16 protein-coding genes are annotated in these 15716 nt (G+C 62.0%); 9 read left to right on the top strand and 7 right to left on the bottom strand.

From position 1 onward, the window contains the following. Positions 1 to 16: 16 nt before the first annotated feature. The 4 genes from HU773_RS27160 to HU773_RS27145 all read left to right on the top strand — a co-directional run bounded on the left by HU773_RS27160 (position 17) and on the right by HU773_RS27145 (position 3796). Positions 17 to 1129 (top strand): uroporphyrinogen-III C-methyltransferase, encoded by a 1113-nt coding sequence (locus tag HU773_RS27160; protein ID WP_057960978.1) that lies wholly within the window; start codon positions 17 to 19, stop codon positions 1127 to 1129. Positions 1130 to 1134: 5 nt separating this feature from the next. After that, a complete protein-coding gene (locus HU773_RS27155) occupies positions 1135 to 2376 on the top strand; it encodes a heme biosynthesis protein HemY (RefSeq protein WP_186625822.1) in 1242 nt (413 codons plus the stop codon). Between the two features lie 235 nt (positions 2377 to 2611). Next, positions 2612 to 3133: a disulfide bond formation protein B gene (locus HU773_RS27150; RefSeq protein ID WP_057440473.1), complete on the top strand. Its 522-nt coding sequence runs from the start codon at positions 2612 to 2614 to the stop codon at positions 3131 to 3133. A 204-nt stretch (positions 3134 to 3337) separates the two neighbouring features. Further along, a complete protein-coding gene (locus HU773_RS27145) occupies positions 3338 to 3796 on the top strand; it encodes an Rsd/AlgQ family anti-sigma factor (protein ID WP_057440472.1) in 459 nt (152 codons plus the stop codon). A gap of 55 nt (positions 3797 to 3851) precedes the next feature. Here HU773_RS27145 and HU773_RS27140 read toward each other — a convergent pair whose 3' ends face one another. Continuing rightward, on the bottom strand, positions 3852 to 4517 hold the full coding sequence (locus HU773_RS27140) for an FKBP-type peptidyl-prolyl cis-trans isomerase (protein ID WP_186625821.1): 666 nt from the start codon (positions 4515 to 4517) through the stop codon (positions 3852 to 3854). A 192-nt stretch (positions 4518 to 4709) separates the two neighbouring features. On the opposite strand from HU773_RS27140, the gene HU773_RS27135 reads away from it, so the two are divergent. Then, complete coding sequence (locus HU773_RS27135) at positions 4710 to 5723, top strand: AlgP family protein (protein WP_217883912.1); 1014 nt, start codon at positions 4710 to 4712, stop codon at positions 5721 to 5723. On the opposite strand, the gene HU773_RS27130 is transcribed toward HU773_RS27135, so the two are convergent. After that, a complete protein-coding gene (locus tag HU773_RS27130; RefSeq protein WP_057960967.1) occupies positions 5720 to 6184 on the bottom strand; it encodes a TIGR02444 family protein in 465 nt (154 codons plus the stop codon). The two genes, HU773_RS27135 and HU773_RS27130, sit on opposite strands and share 4 nt — an antisense overlap. A 50-nt stretch (positions 6185 to 6234) precedes the next feature. On the opposite strand from HU773_RS27130, the gene HU773_RS27125 reads away from it, so the two are divergent. The 3 genes from HU773_RS27125 to HU773_RS27115 all read left to right on the top strand — a co-directional run bounded on the left by HU773_RS27125 (position 6235) and on the right by HU773_RS27115 (position 9418). After that, on the top strand, positions 6235 to 8145 hold the full coding sequence (locus tag HU773_RS27125; RefSeq protein WP_057960966.1) for an ATP-binding cassette domain-containing protein: 1911 nt from the start codon (positions 6235 to 6237) through the stop codon (positions 8143 to 8145). Further along, positions 8145 to 8714: a mechanosensitive ion channel family protein gene (locus HU773_RS27120; RefSeq protein WP_120734326.1), complete on the top strand. Its 570-nt coding sequence runs from the start codon at positions 8145 to 8147 to the stop codon at positions 8712 to 8714. The genes HU773_RS27125 and HU773_RS27120 overlap by 1 nt, the downstream gene beginning before the upstream one ends. Before the next feature lie 71 nt (positions 8715 to 8785). Beyond that, the gene (locus tag HU773_RS27115) at positions 8786 to 9418 is read left to right on the top strand and encodes a LysE family transporter (protein ID WP_057960965.1); all 633 of its coding nucleotides are present in this window, start codon (positions 8786 to 8788) and stop codon (positions 9416 to 9418) included. Positions 9419 to 9555: 137 nt separating this feature from the next. On the opposite strand, the gene HU773_RS27110 is transcribed toward HU773_RS27115, so the two are convergent. From HU773_RS27110 to HU773_RS27095, 4 genes are read right to left on the bottom strand one after another with little or no spacing between them, the layout of a single operon-like run. Continuing rightward, complete coding sequence (locus HU773_RS27110) at positions 9556 to 10296, bottom strand: hypothetical protein (protein ID WP_057440467.1); 741 nt, start codon at positions 10294 to 10296, stop codon at positions 9556 to 9558. A gap of 3 nt (positions 10297 to 10299) precedes the next feature. Beyond that, the gene (gene lpoB / locus HU773_RS27105) at positions 10300 to 10887 is read right to left on the bottom strand and encodes a penicillin-binding protein activator LpoB (RefSeq protein ID WP_057960964.1); all 588 of its coding nucleotides are present in this window, start codon (positions 10885 to 10887) and stop codon (positions 10300 to 10302) included. Between the two features lie 35 nt (positions 10888 to 10922). After that, positions 10923 to 11291: a YcfL family putative periplasmic lipoprotein gene (locus tag HU773_RS27100; protein ID WP_029289599.1), complete on the bottom strand. Its 369-nt coding sequence runs from the start codon at positions 11289 to 11291 to the stop codon at positions 10923 to 10925. Positions 11292 to 11301: 10 nt separating this feature from the next. Next, positions 11302 to 12699 (bottom strand): COG3014 family protein, encoded by a 1398-nt coding sequence (locus HU773_RS27095; protein ID WP_057440465.1) that lies wholly within the window; start codon positions 12697 to 12699, stop codon positions 11302 to 11304. Between the two features lie 303 nt (positions 12700 to 13002). Between HU773_RS27095 and HU773_RS27090 the strand changes: the two genes are divergently transcribed. Next, a complete protein-coding gene (locus HU773_RS27090) occupies positions 13003 to 14901 on the top strand; it encodes an FTR1 family protein (protein WP_120734324.1) in 1899 nt (632 codons plus the stop codon). A 91-nt stretch (positions 14902 to 14992) separates the two neighbouring features. On the opposite strand, the gene elbB is transcribed toward HU773_RS27090, so the two are convergent. After that, positions 14993 to 15658 (bottom strand): isoprenoid biosynthesis glyoxalase ElbB, encoded by a 666-nt coding sequence (elbB, locus tag HU773_RS27085; protein ID WP_057440464.1) that lies wholly within the window; start codon positions 15656 to 15658, stop codon positions 14993 to 14995. Positions 15659 to 15716: the final 58 nt, after the last annotated feature.

Below are 15716 nucleotides of genomic sequence, written 5' to 3'. Positions count from 1 at the left end.
CGCAAAGGATGGACACGTGAGCGAAACAGCCTTGCCTAAAGATGAAGCTCAGCCCGCGCTTGATGCGCCTGTTGAGACCCCGGTCACTGCGCCGCGCCGTGGCAACGGCCTGGCGGTCTTCGCCTTGCTGCTCGGTGCCGCCGGTGTTGCGGCCGGCGGCTGGGGGCTCTGGCAGGTCCGGGCCCTGCAAGCGAGCAGTCAGCAACAGTTGGGGCAGGTGCGTACCCTGGATGAACAATCCCAGGGTATTGAGCAGGCACAACAGCAGTTGGCCGCGCGCCTGGCGCAATTGCCGGGTGCTGATGAGCTGGAAGAACGCCGTCGATTGGTGGCGCAATTGCAGGGCGACCAGCAACGCTTGAATCAGCGTCTGGAAACCGTCCTGGGCGCTAGCCGCAAGGATTGGCGCCTGGCCGAGGCCGAGCATCTGCTGCGTCTGGCCAGCCTGCGCCTGTCGGCCTTGCAGGATATCAACAGTGCCCAGGCGCTGGTGCAGGGCGCCGATGAGATCCTGCGCGAGCAGAGCGATCCCGGTTCCTACGCCGCCCGTGAGCAGTTGGCCAAGAGTTTGGCGGCCTTGCGCAGCGTCGAGCAGCCAGACCGTACCGGGCTGTACCTGCAACTGGCGGCGCTGCGGGACCAGGTGGTGCAACTGGCCGCCGTGTCCCCGGAATATCAGCTGCAAGAGAGCCCACAGGGCCGTCCGAGCACCGACACGGACAGTCGCTGGAGCCAGTGGTGGGAACAGATCTCCCGCTACTTCCGGATCGACTTCAACCCTGACGATAACATCCGCCCGCTGCTGGCAGGCCAAGGCTTGAACCAGGTGCGACTGGCCCTGAGCCTGGCGCTGGAGCAGGCGCAATGGGCGGCGCTCAATGGCGAACCGGCGGTGTACGCCCGTGCGTTGGGCGAGGCGCGCAGCGTCTTGCAAGACAACTTCAACCAGGACAACCCGCAAAGCCAGGCCATGCTGGCGCGTATCACCGAGCTTGAGCCCAAGGCCGTCTCGGTGGTGACCCCGGACCTCGCCGCGAGCTTGTCTGCGGTGCAGGCTTACCTTGAACGCCGCCATCTGTCTGCCGATGAAGCCAAGGCTTCCGCCGGTAAGCCGGCGACCCAGGAGTAAAGCCGATGAAGCGTTTCTATGTGATCCTGATGCTGGCGATTGCCCTCGCCCTGGCGCTGGCGGTAGGCATCTCGAAACACACCGGCTATGTGCTGATCACCTATCCCCATGTGCTGCATTACGAGTCTGGCCTGTGGTCGACCCTGGTGGCGGTGTTTGTCGTCGGCCTGGCGATCTATCTGCTGCGGGTGCTGCTGGGGCTGGTGACAACCTCTGGTGGCGTGGTCAATCCCTGGTCGCGCCGCAATCGCAGCCGACGCGTGCAGGTCGCCATCGAGCAAGGGCAGATGGACCTGGCGGAAGGCCGCTGGGCCAGCGCCGAGCGACACCTGCACCGTGCTGCAGAAGCCGAGCGTCAGCCGCTGCTGTATTACCTTGGCGCGGCCCGGGCCGCCAACGAGCAGGGGCGTTATGAAGAGTCCGACGGCCTGCTTGAGCGCGCCCTGGAGCGTCAGCCCCAGGCCGAATTGGCCATCGCCTTGAGCCACGCGCAGTTGCAGATGGACCGTGGCGACACCGACGCCGCCCTGGTGACTCTGCAGGCCATGCATGAACGCCATCCGCACAACGCCCAGGTATTGCGTCAACTCCAGCGCTTGCACCAGCAGCGCGGTGACTGGTCTTCGGTGATCCGCCTGTTGCCGGAACTGCGCAAGGACAAAGTGCTGCCTGCCGCCGAACTGGCAGATCTGGAGCGCCGGGCCTGGGGTGAAAACCTGAGCCTGGCGGTCCAGCGTGAAGAGCACGGTGAAGCCGGTCTGCAATCCCTTGAGCGGGCCTGGCAGCAGTTGACCTCGGCCCAGCGCCAGGAGCCCCAACTGGTGCTGGCCTATGCCGAGCAGTTGCGTCAGCTGGGCGCCGATGCCAAGGCCGAAGAGGCGTTGCGTGTGGCGCTCAAGCGCGGTTATGACAGCCACCTGATCCGGTTGTATGGCCTGTTGCGCGGTAGCGATCCGGCACGCCAGCTGAAATTCGCCGAAGGTTGGCTCAAGGATCACCCGGGGGATGCCAGCCTGTTGCTGACCTTGGGTCGGCTTTGCCTGCAAAACAGTTTGTGGGGCAAGGCGCGGGACTATCTGGAAAGCAGCCTGCAAGTGCAGCGCAACCCCGAGGCCTGCGCCGAGTTGGCGCGCTTGCTGGCGCAGTTGGGTGATACCGAGCGCAGTAATCAGCTGTTCCAGGAAGGCCTTGGGCTGCTGGATAGCCGTCTGCTGGCTTCACCGCTGCCGGTGCCTGCACGGGTTTGACGTAGGATTTTTTGAAGGGTTGGCTGGGAAACATCTGGCAGCCAGCCCTTCAAATCCCCTTGGTTAGGGGCGTTTCAGGGGCTGAGGTGGTTTCCCACACTGAGCCACGCAAAGTTACCTACCTTCTGACGGTATATCCCTGCAATCTCACGGAAGCGTCTGCTCCAGCGCGTATTGAAAGGGGTAAGGTCTTTCCTCTACCGTAACTACCTATCTCTTGCGTTGCGGATAAACAATGTCTTTGGCCCCCTCACGCTCCTTGTTCTTCCTGGCGTTCATGGCCGGTGTGCTGACGTTGGGCGCGTCTTTTTATCTGGAATATGGGGCATTGCTGCGACCTTGTTTCCTGTGCCTGATCCAGCGCAGCCTGCTGGCGGTGTTCACCCTGATCAACCTGATAGCGACGCTCCATGGCCCCAGGCGTGTGGGCATTTACCTGTATTGGGCGGCGAGCATGGGCTGTGCATTGCTCGGCGCAGTGACAGCGGTGCGCCAGGTGCTGTTGCAGAATATCCCGCCTGACCAGATGCCCAACTGCTGGCCAAGCCTGGAATACATGATCGAAAACCTGACGCTGGGGCAAGCCCTGCAACTGGCATTCAAGGGCACCGTCGACTGTGTGGAAATCAACTGGACGTTGTTCGACTTGAGCATCCCGGAATGGAGCCTGCTGTTCTTCATTGCCATGCTCATCCTGGGAGGGACGCAGTTTTCACGCCTGTTGTCCGGTCAGGGTTTGCGGTTTGTGAAGCACTGATTGGGGTTGTTGGCTCGTAGGATGGGATTAAACACTTGTATGAACTTTCTGGTCTGCGTACCTTGAAGCCATAGTCATGCGGGCATAATCTGGCCCGCACGCGTTATTGAAACAGTTTGTTCGATGCGGCGTTGTCCGGTGCCGCTTTATCCTCGAAGTGTTGCGCGGGCAAAAGCGGCACCGCCCATAAGGGAAGAGATCATCATGTTGGAAAGTTGTCAGAATGCTCAGGAACGCTGGGGTGGTGTGCATAAGCTGATCGACAGCTGGTTGAAGGCACGTCACGAATTGGTTCGAGCCTTTGATGCTCTCGGTGAGAAGCCCGAAGCGCTGGCTGAGAACCGTGGATCTCTGCAGGACTTCTGTGGTGTCTTGGTGGATTACGTCTCGGCAGGTCACTTCGGGGTCTATGAGCAATTGACCAAGGAGGCCGAGGCCTTCGACGACCAGCGTGGCCTGGACTTGGCCGAGACTATCTACCCGCGCATTGATGTCATCACCGAAAAACTCCTGGCCTTTAACGACCTTTGCGACAAAGGCAAGTGCGTTGCCGAAAAATTCAAAGAGCTGGGCGGCCTGCTCCATGAGCGCTTCGAACTGGAGGACTGCCTGATCGAAGTGCTGCACAACGCCCACAAGGAAGAGCCTGCAACCCAGGCTTGAGCCTCAGCGGCAAGACAAAAAAACGGTGCGCATGGCGCACCGTTTTTCGTTGGGTTCAGCTACCGATTGCGAGCAGCTCAATCTCGAAAACCAGTGGCGTGTAAGGCGCGATCAGCTCACCCGCACCGTCTGCGCCATAAGCTTGGGCCGATGGAATGACCAGGCGCCACTTCGCGCCAACCGGCATCTGTTGCAATGCGCTTTGCCAGCCGCTGATCACGCTGTCCAGGCGAAACCATTGGGGCTGGGCACTCTGGTCGAAAATCGTCCCATCGGGCAATCGCCCCACGTACTTCACTTGGACCCTGTCACGGGCGCCCGGCTTTTTCCCGCTGCCGGCGGCCAACTCTGTGAGCAAGATGCCGTCGGCCAATTCGCGCACGCCGGCCCGGGCTTTTTCCGTGGCCATGAATTGTTGCTCGGCGGTGAGGGCCTTTTCGCTTTGCGGCACTTGGGCCTCGGCGCTGGCCTGCGCTTCGTGCTGGGCAAGAATTTGTGTGATACGTGCGTCATCCAGGGCCAGGGGCTTGCCTTGATAGGCCTGTTTGAGACCTTCGAGCAAGGCCTGGATCTGCAAGTCGGGGACTTCCTGGCGCAGGCGTTCGCCTAGGCTGGCGCCCAGGCTGTAGGCCAGATCGTGGCTGTCTTTGGACGCCGTCGGCTCAATTGCGTTGGCCACTGAAAGCGACAAACCCAGGATGAAAAAAAGGTAACGCGACATGGGTGTTCTCCAGCCGAAAGTGCGGTGGATTATGCCAGTGTGGATGGGCAAAAACCGGAGCGGTTTTTCGTTATATCAATAAGAATTTTTGTGCGGTGCAACGCAACGCATTCGATACTGTCAACATGCCCTAGCGGCGGTAAGAGCAGAGGGCTAGTATGAGCCGCACCCACGTCAGCCAGGAGGTAAACCATGTCGGCCAAACAGAAGCCTGTTAATACCCCGTTGCACTTGCTCCAACAACTCTCGGGCAGCCTGCTCGAACATTTGGAAAGTGCTTGCTCCCAAGCCTTGGCTGATGCAGAGAAATTGCTCGCCAAGCTGGAAAAACAACGCGGCAAGGCTCAAGAAAAACTGCACAAATCCCGCACTAAACTGCAAGACGCCGCGACCGCCGGCAAAGCCAAGGCGCAAACCAAAGCCAAGGGCGCCGTCAAAGAACTTGAGGACTTGCTCGATGCCCTCAAGGATCGTCAATCCGAAACCCGCACCTACATCCTTCAACTCAAGCGCGATGCCCAAGAGAGCCTGAAACTGGCGCAGGGCGTGGGTCGTGTGAAAGAAGCTGTGGCCAAAGTGTTGAGCACTCGTACACCAGCCAAGGCAGTTGCGGCCAAGGCGCCGGCCAAAGTTGCGGCCAAGCCTGCTGCTAAAAAAGCGCCTGCTAAAGCTGCTGCTGCGAAACCAGCCGCCAAGCCAGTTGCTAAAACTGCTGCTGCGAAACCAGCCGCCAAGCCAGTTGCTAAAACTGCTGCTGCAAAACCAGCCGCCAAGCCAGCTGCTAAAACTGCTGCTGCGAAACCAGCCGCCAAGCCAGCTGCTAAAACTGCTGCTGCGAAACCAGCCGCCAAGCCAGCTGCTAAAACTGCTGCTGCGAAACCAGCCGCCAAGCCAGTTGCTAAAACTGCTGCTGCAAAGCCAGCGGCCAAGCCAGCTGCCAAACCTGCTGCTGCAAAACCAGCGGCCAAGCCAGCTGCCAAACCTGCTGCTGCAAAACCAGCGGCCAAGCCAGCTGCCAAACCTGCTGCTGCGAAACCAGCAGCCAAGCCGGTTGCCAAACCTGCGGCTGCCAAACCCGCGCCAGCTCCAGCAGCTGCCAAGCCAGCGACTCCTGCCGCACCGGCAGCGCCAGCCGCTACCACTGCACCGGCCAGCAGCACGCCTGCCCCGGTAGCACCAGGCACCACCCCAACCAGCGCTTCCTAAGTGCCGGTGGCCGCGGCGCGCAGCTGAAGCAGCGCGTCGTGGTCAAGGTTGGCGGCTTCGGTCGCCAGTCCTTCAAGCCATGTCTGATGCGTGGCGCGTTCTCCCGTTGGCCAAGCCTGTGCCAGCGCTTCCAGACGTAACAGCAACTGCTGTTCGGCTTCCAGTTCCAGGGCCTTGACCCGCTCGCGCAACGTTCCCAGCCCCACATCCTGCTGCGCTATGGCGCGCCATTGCTTGCGCACCCTGCGCAAGGGCTCCACAACGTCTGCCTGCCAGGGACCGGCGATTGCTCGCAGCGCCTGCACGCGTCCAGGTTCAAGGGCCACCCCGCGCTGTTCCAGCCACAGCCCGCACAACAACAGACACACATCCGCCCCTTGCTCCTGCAAGCGCAGGCAGGCATCTTCAGCGCCCGTACGGGCGTAGGTCGAGAGGGCAAAGCTCCACAGGTCAGCGCACATGTTCACACCCAAGCCAGCGGCCAACGAAGCTGGTAGACTCCGCCGCCATTATGATCCGACTTCAAAGCCTAACATTACAGCGTGGCCCGCAACGTCTTCTCGAAGACGCCGAGCTGACCCTGCACGCCGGTCACAAAGCCGGCCTGATCGGTGCCAATGGCGCCGGCAAATCCACGTTGTTCGCCCTGTTGCTCGGTGAGCTGACCCCTGATTCCGGGGACTGCCTGCTGCCAGCCGACTGGCGTATCGCCCACATGCGCCAGGAGATCGACACCCTGGACCGCATCGCGATCGACTACGTGCTCGATGGCGACCTGCGTCTGCGTCAGGTGCAACACGACCTGGCCGAGGCCGAGAAAGCCCAGGACGGTGCCGCCCAGGCCCGCCTGCACTCGGAACTCGACAGTGCCGACGGCTACACCGCCGACGCCCGCGCGCGCAAAATGCTCGCCGGCCTCGGGTTCACCAACGAACAGATGGACCGCCCGGTTGCCGACTTCTCCGGTGGCTGGCGCATGCGCCTGAACCTGGCCCAGGCGCTGATGTGCCCCTCGGACCTGTTGCTGCTCGACGAACCGACCAACCACCTGGATCTGGATGCAATCCTGTGGCTGGAGGATTTCCTCAAGAGTTACCCAGGCACGTTGCTGCTGATCTCCCACGACCGGGATTTCCTCGACGCCGTGGTCGATAACATCGCCCATGTCGAACAGAAGAAAATCACCCTCTATCGCGGCGGCTACACCGCGTTCGAGCGGGCCCGTGCCGAACGCCTGGCCCAGCAACAGCAGGCCTTCGAGAAGCAGCAGGCGCAACGTGCGCATATGGAAAGCTACATCGCCCGGTTCAAGGCCCAGGCCACCAAGGCCCGTCAGGCCCAGAGCCGGATCAAGGCCCTGGAGCGCATGGAAGAGCTGTCGGCGGCCCACGTCGATTCGCCGTTCGACTTTGTGTTCCGCGAGTCAGTGAAAATCTCTAGCCCCTTGCTCGACCTCTCGGATGCCCGCCTGGGTTATGGCGACAAGACCATCCTGGAGAAGGTCAAGCTGCAGCTCACCCCGGGCGCGCGCATCGGCTTGCTCGGCCCCAACGGCGCGGGCAAGTCGACGCTGATCAAGAACCTGTCGGGCGAGCTGCAACCCCTGGCCGGACGCCTGACCCGTGGCGAGAACCTGGTGGTGGGCTACTTCGCCCAGCATCAATTGGACTCCCTCGACGCCAAGGCCAGCCCGCTGTTGCACCTGCAACGCCTGGCGCCGACCGAGCGCGAACAGACCCTGCGCGACTTCCTTGGCGGTTTCGACTTCCGTGGTGCGCGCATCGACGAGCCGGTGCTGAATTTCTCCGGCGGCGAAAAAGCCCGCCTGGCCCTGGCCCTGATCGCCTGGGACCGTCCCAACCTGCTGCTGCTCGACGAACCGACCAACCACCTGGACCTGGAAATGCGCCTGGCGCTGACCATGGCCCTGCAGGAATTCAGTGGCGCTGTGCTGGTGGTGTCTCACGACCGCCACTTGCTCAAGAGCACCACCGACAACTTCCTGCTGGTGGCCGATGGCAAGGTCGAAGAGTTTGATGGCGACCTGGACGACTACGCCCGTTGGTTGACCGACTACCGTCTGCGCAACGCGCCGGTCAGCAACACCCCGGTCAACCCGGACAAGACCGACAAAAAAGCCCAGCGCCAGGCTGCTGCGGCCCTGCGCCAGCAGTTGGCACCGCACAAACGCGAAGCCGACAAGCTTGAAGCCGAATTGGGCAAGGTCCACGAACGCCTGGCCAAGATCGAAACCAGCCTCGGCGACAGCGCGGTGTACGAAGCGGCCCGCAAGGATGAGCTGCGCGACCTGCTGGCCGAACAGGCCAAGCTCAAGGTGCGCGAAGGGCAACTGGAGGAGACCTGGATGGAAGCCCTCGAACTGCTGGAAGGCCTGCAAGCGGAGTTGGAGGCGCTGTCCTGATGGAAGCCTTGCAGCTGCCACTGCCGGCGCAATGGATCGAACCGATGTGGGTCGGTGTGCAAATCCTGCTGATCCTGCTGGCCGGTTACCTGGCCCAGCGCTTCGTCGCCAAGGGCCTGACGCGCCTGGGTGAGCGCTATCCGTTTCCGCCGCAACTGCTGATGCCCCTGCGTGGTGGCCTGCGTTGGCTGATCATGGGCAGTGCGCTGATCTTCGTCCTCGAACGCCTGGGGGTCTCGGCCACCGTGCTGTGGACCGCGCTCTCGGGTTTTGTGGCCGTCGCGGCGGTAGCGTTCTTTGCCATGTGGTCGGTGCTGTCCAACCTGCTGTGCGCGATCCTGATCTTCACCGTCGGGCCGTTTCGCCTGGGTGATGTGGTCGAGCTGGTGGACACCGTCGACAAGCCCGGCGTCAAAGGCCGGGTGATCGCGATCAACCTGCTGTACACCACGCTGATCGAAGTGGCCGAAGCGGGCACCGACAGCGCCGTGGTGCAAGTACCCAACAGCCTGTTCTTCCAGCGCTCGGTACGCCGCTGGCGCGGTAGCGATATCAGCCCTTTACCTTAAAAATTCTCTAGCCAGCCCTCGGTCCTTGGCGTTAGCTTAGTGCTGACAACGAATTTGCTACGAGGTGTGTAATGGCGCTCGACACATGGCTGGCCTTCTTCCTGGCCAGTTGGATCATCAGTCTCTCCCCCGGCGCGGGCGCCATCGCCTCCATGTCCAGCGGCCTGCAATATGGTTTCCTGCGCGGTTACTGGAACGCCATTGGCCTGCAATTGGGCCTGGCGATGCAGATTGCCGTGGTGGCGGGCGGCCTGGGCGCCGTTCTGGCGACGTCCTCAACCGCGTTCTATGCGATCAAATGGTTTGGCGTGGCGTACCTGGTGTACCTGGCCGTCAAGCAATGGCGCGCCCTGCCCATGGACATGAGCGATGACGGGCCAGTCCGCCCGATCGGCAAGCCGCTGGCGATGATGTTCCGTGGTTTCCTGGTCAATGCCAGCAACCCCAAGGCTCTGGTGTTCATGCTGGCGGTGCTGCCGCAGTTCGTGAACCCACAGGCGCCGCTGCTGATTCAGTACCTGATCCTCGGTGCGACCATGATTGGCGTGGATATGATCGTGATGGCGGGCTACACCGGGCTGGCGTCGAAGGTGCTGCGCCTGTTGCGCACGCCCAAGCAGCAGAAACGCGTGAACCGCACGTTTGCCGGGTTGTTCGTGGGCGCTGCGGGTTTCCTCGCCAGCCTGCATCGCGCCACGGCCTGACTGAACAAGTCCAATCAAAACTGTGGGAGCTGGCTTGCCTGCGATGCAAGCGCCGCGGTGTATCAGTGACACCGCGGCGCTTGCATCGCAGGCAAGCCAGCTCCCACATTGATGTGTGCTAGCCGAGCCATTGAGCTTCAGTGCAGGATTTTCGGCGCCTCATCCCTTGGCAGGTTGTTGCGCAATGCCGGCTGCCCAGGCTCCTGGTAGCCACCGCCCAGTTGCTCCTGCAGCTGGCGCGCCACATCTTCACCCAAGGTTTTCGACACTTCCTTCACCACCCGTGGCCGGCTCAGGCTGACGCGCACGTCGCGACTGTTCACCAGCTTGGTGTCCTGGCCCTCACCCATGGCGGTAAACGCCGAGGTGATTTCATAGGTGCGGGTGTTGATCAGGCTGAAGTCCGCCACGACCGCCAGTCCCAGCACCGCTGAATAGCTGTTGGTGCGATCCAGGGCGTTGATGTCCTGGGTGAAGTCGATATCCGACAAAGTACCAAACAGCACATAGTCGGCGCCCTTGAAGTGGCCGGCCTTGATCCGCTTGATCACGTCGTACACATCGCCCTTGGCCTCGCTGGTGTAGGGCGTGCCCTGGACCAACTGGAACTGGCGCGACTTGAGAATCTCCCCCTTGATATCGCCGCTGAATTTACGCAGCTCACTCTGTTCGATGTAGCTGTTGCGGCTCTCGAACTCGGTGTAGCTGGACGCACCGCTGGCGTTGTACGGGCTGGCCTGGAAGTTATTGGTCGCCGCGACGGCGTGGATGTATTCCTCCACCCGCGCCTCGTAGGCCAGGTCCGTCACCGCGATTTTCGGCGCCGCCCAGGCGCCAACGCTGCACAGCAGGGCGATGATGCCGATCCATGGACGCATGGCTTAGCGCTCCGTGGTCTTGCGGATTTCTTTTTCGTCCATCCATTCCGCCAGGCCGCTTTCGACGTCGATCAACTGCAGGCTGAACTTGTAGAACACGTCCTTGTAGTCGGCGCTGCGCTTAACGATGGAGCTGATGGAGCCTTCCAGGCGGTACTTGGCGGCAACCATGTTGCCGGTCTTGCTGACCGTGGATTTCTTGTACAGGCCGCTCTGGTTTTGCAGCTTGAGCTGGTCGACCTGGCTTTGCATATCGGTGTTGTCGCTGGCGAAGCGGGCGGTGCCGGTCTTCATCAGTTGGGTCTTGATCGAGGTGGTGATCTCGCGGGTGTCGATGTACTCGCTGGTCTTGTTCTTCACGTCATACACCTGCACCACCGGGCGGCCCTGGAGGATGCCGGACTGCGCCAGGGAGCGGGTCATGCTTTCGGCGATCATCTGCAGGTCGGTGGAACCGAACTCGTTGGTCACCAGTTCCACGGCCTTGGTGTCGCCGTAGCTGATATTTTTACCGCCGATGACCGGCGAGGTGTTGGCGCAGCCGCTGGCCAGGACGGCGACTACGGCGAGGAACGAAAAGCGTACAAACATGGGAATGTCTCTCGAAAACTGAATAGGGGGCTGGCTCAAGGCGTCTTGACTTCAAGGCGGAAGTCGGCGGCCTGGGGCAGGTTGGCGATGGCCGGCAGGAAGGTGGCCTGGTTGGCGTAGAGGTTCAGCACTTTCCAGGTTTCTTCGTCACCCACCGGGAAGCCATCGGCGCCCAGCCAGGCGAAGCGGTAATACATCATCTGGTTGCTGCTGGTGATGTTGCTCAGTTGCACCTTGGCCGTCAGGAAGCCGTTCTCGCGGGCTACCCGAATGGCGCCGACGGCGATGCCCTTGAACTTGCCCATCACCACGACTTTGCTCGCGGCGCTGCCTGGTTCCGGCGGCGGGGTGGCGCAACCGGCGAGGAAGATCAGCGCCAGGGCGCCGAGGATGAAATGACGCATAGCGTGCTCCTTAAGGTTGTTTGAGGCTGGCGACGGCCTGGGCCGGGTTGCTCGCGACCACATGGGCGGCCACGCCGCTGGTGAAGACCTGGTTGCCGACCACTCGCAAAGTGATCACCTGATGGCGTTGTTCGGCCTTGACCGTCACCAGGGTGCCGCCCAAGGCATTGGGCAGGCTCACCTGGTGCTCACCGTGCTTGAGGCGCAGGCGCGTGACCTGGGTCAGGTCCGGCAGGGTGCGCCAGGTGCGGGTATCGGCGCCTTCGGTGACGGCGGACGCGATGCCCAGCACCAGGCCGGCCATCGGGTTGGTCTGGTTGAGGTTTTTTTGCGTCACGCCGCGGCTGATGGCGCGCACGGTGGTACGCAGGATGATCCCCGGCATGTCGTCGCGCAGGGCGCGGCGCGACATTGCAGTGGTGCTGTTGAGGGGCGTGAGGTTCTGCTGCCGACCATCGACGCCGATCTGCGCAAAGGTGGCCGTCGAAGTGTCTGGCTTGATCACCGGGAACGACAGCGGTGTGATCACCCAATGCCCGTCGATAGGGATCGGCAACGGCAGGCGGATCGAGTCGCGGGCCGGCGCCAGGCCGCTCTGCACTACGATCAGCACGTCGCTTTCGTCAGCTGCCACGCGGGAGGCATCCAGGTCGAGCAGGGCCTGTTCCAGCAACGGTGTATTGGGGCGCAGTTCGGCGGCTTTGCGGTAGCCCGGCGCGGCCAGGTCCTTTTCGCCCAGGGCTTCGTAGATGAAACCGGCCAGGTAATGACTGAACGCGCTCTGGTAGCTGTTCTTCAGGCCCACCACGTCCGGCGCATCGAGACTTTCCACCGGATAGCCGCGCAGATCCTTGAACTGCGTGGCCACGCCCTGGCGCTCGGCTTCGTTTTCGCGCTTGAGGTATTCCTTGTCCCGCAGTTCGGCGATCACCGCTTCGCGTTCGTGGGTTTTCTTGATTTCGGTGCGCGCGCCGTCGAAGTCATTGACGGCCAGCAGGTTCAACGCCATCTGGGTGGTGAGCATGACTTTTTCATAGTCATACCCTTCGTAGCGCCGCACCTTGTCGTTGACCAGGAAGCTACCGAATTGCGCGAGATAGCGCTCGGTGTCGAACCTGACCGACTCTTCCCACTTGTACACCACCAGGTCTGCCCGGTGCCAAGCCGCCTGGCTGCCGGTCAGATCGCCCTTGGCCCGCAGCAACTCGCCTTTTTCGAAGTAGTAGAGAAGGTCTTTGTCTTCGCTGCTGTTGTTCTTCTCCAGCAGGGTCAGCGCGCCATCGACATTGCCGCTGGCCAACTGCTGGTTGGTGGCTTGCAGTTCAGTGTCGTAGCTGCGGAACATCGAACAGCCCGACAGCAGCGTGAGTGCCGCGAGGGCAAGGGAGGTAAAGACGCGAGATGCCATTGAGGTGCTGCTTCCCTGAGCGTAATCGGCCGAAGGGGCTGGTCGGGCCAAATAACCAAGTGCAGGAAAAACCTTTTCCCACACATCCCTCATAAAAAGAGGAGCCTAAATGCCGTTTCGCGATAACGAAGGCGGCGCATTATAGGCCTCGTTACTGGCAAAACAATGGCTTTTCCGCTGCTTTATTTGAGGGTTGGCCCCTACCTGAGCGAGTCATTTCAGCGGCCAAAGCACTAACGTCTTGAGTCAAACCGATTAACATTCGACAATGTGTTACTTCTTGTTTCCATTTGGGATTCATTCATGACTGCCCCCTCCCGTTTTCTCGCCTGGCTGTTGCTGCCGGCGTTGGTGTCGTGCAGCTTCAATCTGCTGGCTGCTACCGCAGAGGGTGCGCCCCAGGCCCTGCATTTACTGGACTACATTGGCGCTGACTATCCGCCGACGGTGGAGGCGGGCAAGGTGGTCGACGACTCCGAATACCGCGAACAGGTGGAGTTTCTCGGCGTGTTGCAGGGGCTGGTGGTAGAGCTGCCCGACAAGCCCGAGCGTGCGAGCCTGGTCAAAGGCGTCGATGAGCTGCTGGCCGCTGTCACTAACCGCCAGGATGGCAACGCGGTAGCGCGCCAGGCGCGTCAACTGGGTGCGCAACTGGCGGCCGCCTATGAGGTCAGCCAGGCGCCGGCCATTACCCCGGACCCTACGCGCGGTGCGCCGCTGTACGCCCAGCACTGTTCGGTGTGCCACGGTGACGCCGGTGCGGGCGATGGCCCGGCCGGTGTCGGTATGGCCCCACCGCCGGCCAACCTGCGCGATGCCCAGCGTCTGGACCGTCTGAGCCTCTACGGTATCTACAACACCCTGGGCCTGGGCGTCGAAGGCACCGACATGCCGTCGTTCGCCGACCAGTTGGATGACCGGCAGCGCTGGGACCTGGCCACCTATATCGCCGGCTTTACTGCCGACCCGGCCGCCGCGAAAAGCGAAAAATCCTTCAACCTGGCCGACCTGGCACGCCAGACCCCGGAAGAAGTGCTGGCCGCCGAGGGGCCGGACGCGGTCCGGGTGTTCCGCGCCCAGCGCGCCCAGCCGCCCCAGGTCCAGCGTGGCCCGGCGCAGTTGCTGGAGTACACCGCTGCCACCCTGGACAAGAGCCTGGCAGCGTTCCGCAGCGGTGAGCACGAACAGGCCTACGACCTGTCGGTAGCGGCGTACCTGGAAGGCTTCGAGCTGGTGGAAAGCTCCCTGGACAACGTCGATGCCAACGTGCGCAAGGACACCGAGAAAGCCCTGATGGCGTATCGGCAGTCGTTGCAGGATGGTTTGCCGATCGAGCAGGTCCAGCAGCGCCTGGACGTGGCCAAGGGCAAACTCACTGAAGCGGCCGGCCTGTTGGGCGGCGACGGCCTGAGCTGGTCGTTGAGCTACATCTCGGGCTTGCTGATTCTGCTGCGTGAAGGGTTGGAAGCGATTCTGGTGCTGGCGGCAATCCTGGCCTTTTTGCGTAACACCGGCCAGCAATCGGCGGTGCGCAGTGTCAACGTCGGTTGGGCCCTGGCGTTGGTCGCCGGTGCGGCGACCTGGGCCCTGGCGGCGTATGTGATTGACGTCAGCGGCGCCCAGCGTGAACTGCTCGAAGGCTGTACGGCGCTGTTTGCCAGCGTGATGGTGCTGTGGCTCGGGGTGTGGATGCACGACCGACGCCACGCGGCCGCCTGGCAGGACTACATCAAGAGCAGCCTGGTCGGCGGTGGTGGGCGTTTTGGGTTTGCGGTCCTGGCGTTCTTCTCGGTGTACCGCGAACTGTTCGAAGTGATCCTGTTCTACGAAACCCTGTGGCTGCAAGCCGGTCCTGCCGGGCATAACGCGGTACTGGCCGGTGGCGCCACGGCGCTGGTGCTGTTGATGGGCTTGGCGTGGATCATCCTGCGCGGCTCGGCGAAGCTGCCGTTGGCGCTGTTCTTCGGGATTAACGCGGCGTTGCTGTGCGCGCTGTCGGTGGTATTTGCCGGGCATGGCGTGAAGGCGTTGCAGGAAGCGGGCATCTTCGGCACCCGGCCGGTGGCGTTCTTTGACTTCGACTGGCTGGGCATCCATGCCGATGCGTATTCGTTGAGTGCCCAGGCCGTGGCGATCATTGCGATTGTGGTGCTGTACAGCCGCAGCCGGTTGGCCGATAAGCGCCGGGTGGCGGCTTCCTGAAGGTACTGGCGGTCAAGTTGTGGGAGCTGGCTTGTGTGGACGCTGGCTCCCACACAAGCCAGCTCCCACATTTTTAATCGGTGTCGCCCATTCAGTCGCTCTCGTGGGTCAGCTCCAGCACCCGGTCCACCAGCTTGTTGATCCCCGATGCCACTTCGCTGATGTTTTTGCCCAGCATATAGGCCGGCGTGCTCACCAGCTTGCGCGCCTTGTCTTCGACGATTTCGTCTACCGCGCATTCCTGGTGGGTGGCACCCATCTTGTCCAGGGCGGCCGCGGTGTCGGCGTCGTTGCCGATGGTGCAGGTCACGCCAGGGCCGTAGATTTTTGCCGCCAGGGCCGGCGAGATGCAGATCAGCCCCACGGGCTTGCCTGCTTCGGCAAAGGCTTCGGCCAGTGCCAGTACGTCCGGGTTGACGCTGCAACCGGCGCCTTCGATGGCAAAGTTCGACAGGTTCTTCGCCGCGCCAAAACCGCCGGGCACGACCAGCGCATCGAACTCTTCCACGCGGGCCTCGCGAATGTCTTTCACCTCGCCTCGGGCGATGCGCGCCGACTCCACCAATACATTGCGCGACTCGGGCATTTCTTCGCCCGTGAGGTGATTGATCACATGCAGCTGCGCGATGTCCGGGGCAAAGCACTGAACCTGAGCGCCGCGCTGATCCAGGCGCAGCAGCGTGATAACACTTTCATGGATTTCAGCGCCGTCGTACACGCCACAGCCGGAAAGGATCACTGCAATCTTTTTGCTCATGGGCATTTCTCCTGATTTATGGCGTTAAATGTCTACTTATTTGTCTCGCATTGCCATT

The organism is Pseudomonas shahriarae, assembly GCF_014268455.2.
In the GTDB taxonomy this organism is placed as follows: Bacteria; Pseudomonadota; Gammaproteobacteria; order Pseudomonadales; family Pseudomonadaceae; genus Aquipseudomonas; species Aquipseudomonas shahriarae.
This window is presented reverse-complemented; position numbering and strand designations above follow the sequence as displayed.

What these genes read in the sequence shown, in the direction of transcription:
- HU773_RS27155 (WP_186625822.1), top strand. Translation starts at nt 1,135, where the DNA reads ATGAAGCGTTTCTATGTGATCCTGATGCTGGCGATTGCCCTCGCCCTG.
- HU773_RS27150 (WP_057440473.1), top strand. Translation starts at nt 2,612, where the DNA reads ATGTCTTTGGCCCCCTCACGCTCCTTGTTCTTCCTGGCGTTCATGGCC.
- HU773_RS27145 (WP_057440472.1), top strand. Translation starts at nt 3,338, where the DNA reads ATGTTGGAAAGTTGTCAGAATGCTCAGGAACGCTGGGGTGGTGTGCAT.
- HU773_RS27140 (WP_186625821.1), bottom strand. Translation starts at nt 4,517, where the DNA reads ATGTCGCGTTACCTTTTTTTCATCCTGGGTTTGTCGCTTTCAGTGGCC.
- HU773_RS27135 (WP_217883912.1), top strand. Translation starts at nt 4,710, where the DNA reads ATGTCGGCCAAACAGAAGCCTGTTAATACCCCGTTGCACTTGCTCCAA.
- HU773_RS27130 (WP_057960967.1), bottom strand. Translation starts at nt 6,184, where the DNA reads ATGTGCGCTGACCTGTGGAGCTTTGCCCTCTCGACCTACGCCCGTACG.
- HU773_RS27125 (WP_057960966.1), top strand. Translation starts at nt 6,235, where the DNA reads ATGATCCGACTTCAAAGCCTAACATTACAGCGTGGCCCGCAACGTCTT.
- HU773_RS27120 (WP_120734326.1), top strand. Translation starts at nt 8,145, where the DNA reads ATGGAAGCCTTGCAGCTGCCACTGCCGGCGCAATGGATCGAACCGATG.
- HU773_RS27115 (WP_057960965.1), top strand. Translation starts at nt 8,786, where the DNA reads ATGGCGCTCGACACATGGCTGGCCTTCTTCCTGGCCAGTTGGATCATC.
- HU773_RS27110 (WP_057440467.1), bottom strand. Translation starts at nt 10,296, where the DNA reads ATGCGTCCATGGATCGGCATCATCGCCCTGCTGTGCAGCGTTGGCGCC.
- lpoB (WP_057960964.1), bottom strand. Translation starts at nt 10,887, where the DNA reads ATGTTTGTACGCTTTTCGTTCCTCGCCGTAGTCGCCGTCCTGGCCAGC.
- HU773_RS27100 (WP_029289599.1), bottom strand. Translation starts at nt 11,291, where the DNA reads ATGCGTCATTTCATCCTCGGCGCCCTGGCGCTGATCTTCCTCGCCGGT.
- HU773_RS27095 (WP_057440465.1), bottom strand. Translation starts at nt 12,699, where the DNA reads ATGGCATCTCGCGTCTTTACCTCCCTTGCCCTCGCGGCACTCACGCTG.
- HU773_RS27090 (WP_120734324.1), top strand. Translation starts at nt 13,003, where the DNA reads ATGACTGCCCCCTCCCGTTTTCTCGCCTGGCTGTTGCTGCCGGCGTTG.
- elbB (WP_057440464.1), bottom strand. Translation starts at nt 15,658, where the DNA reads ATGAGCAAAAAGATTGCAGTGATCCTTTCCGGCTGTGGCGTGTACGAC.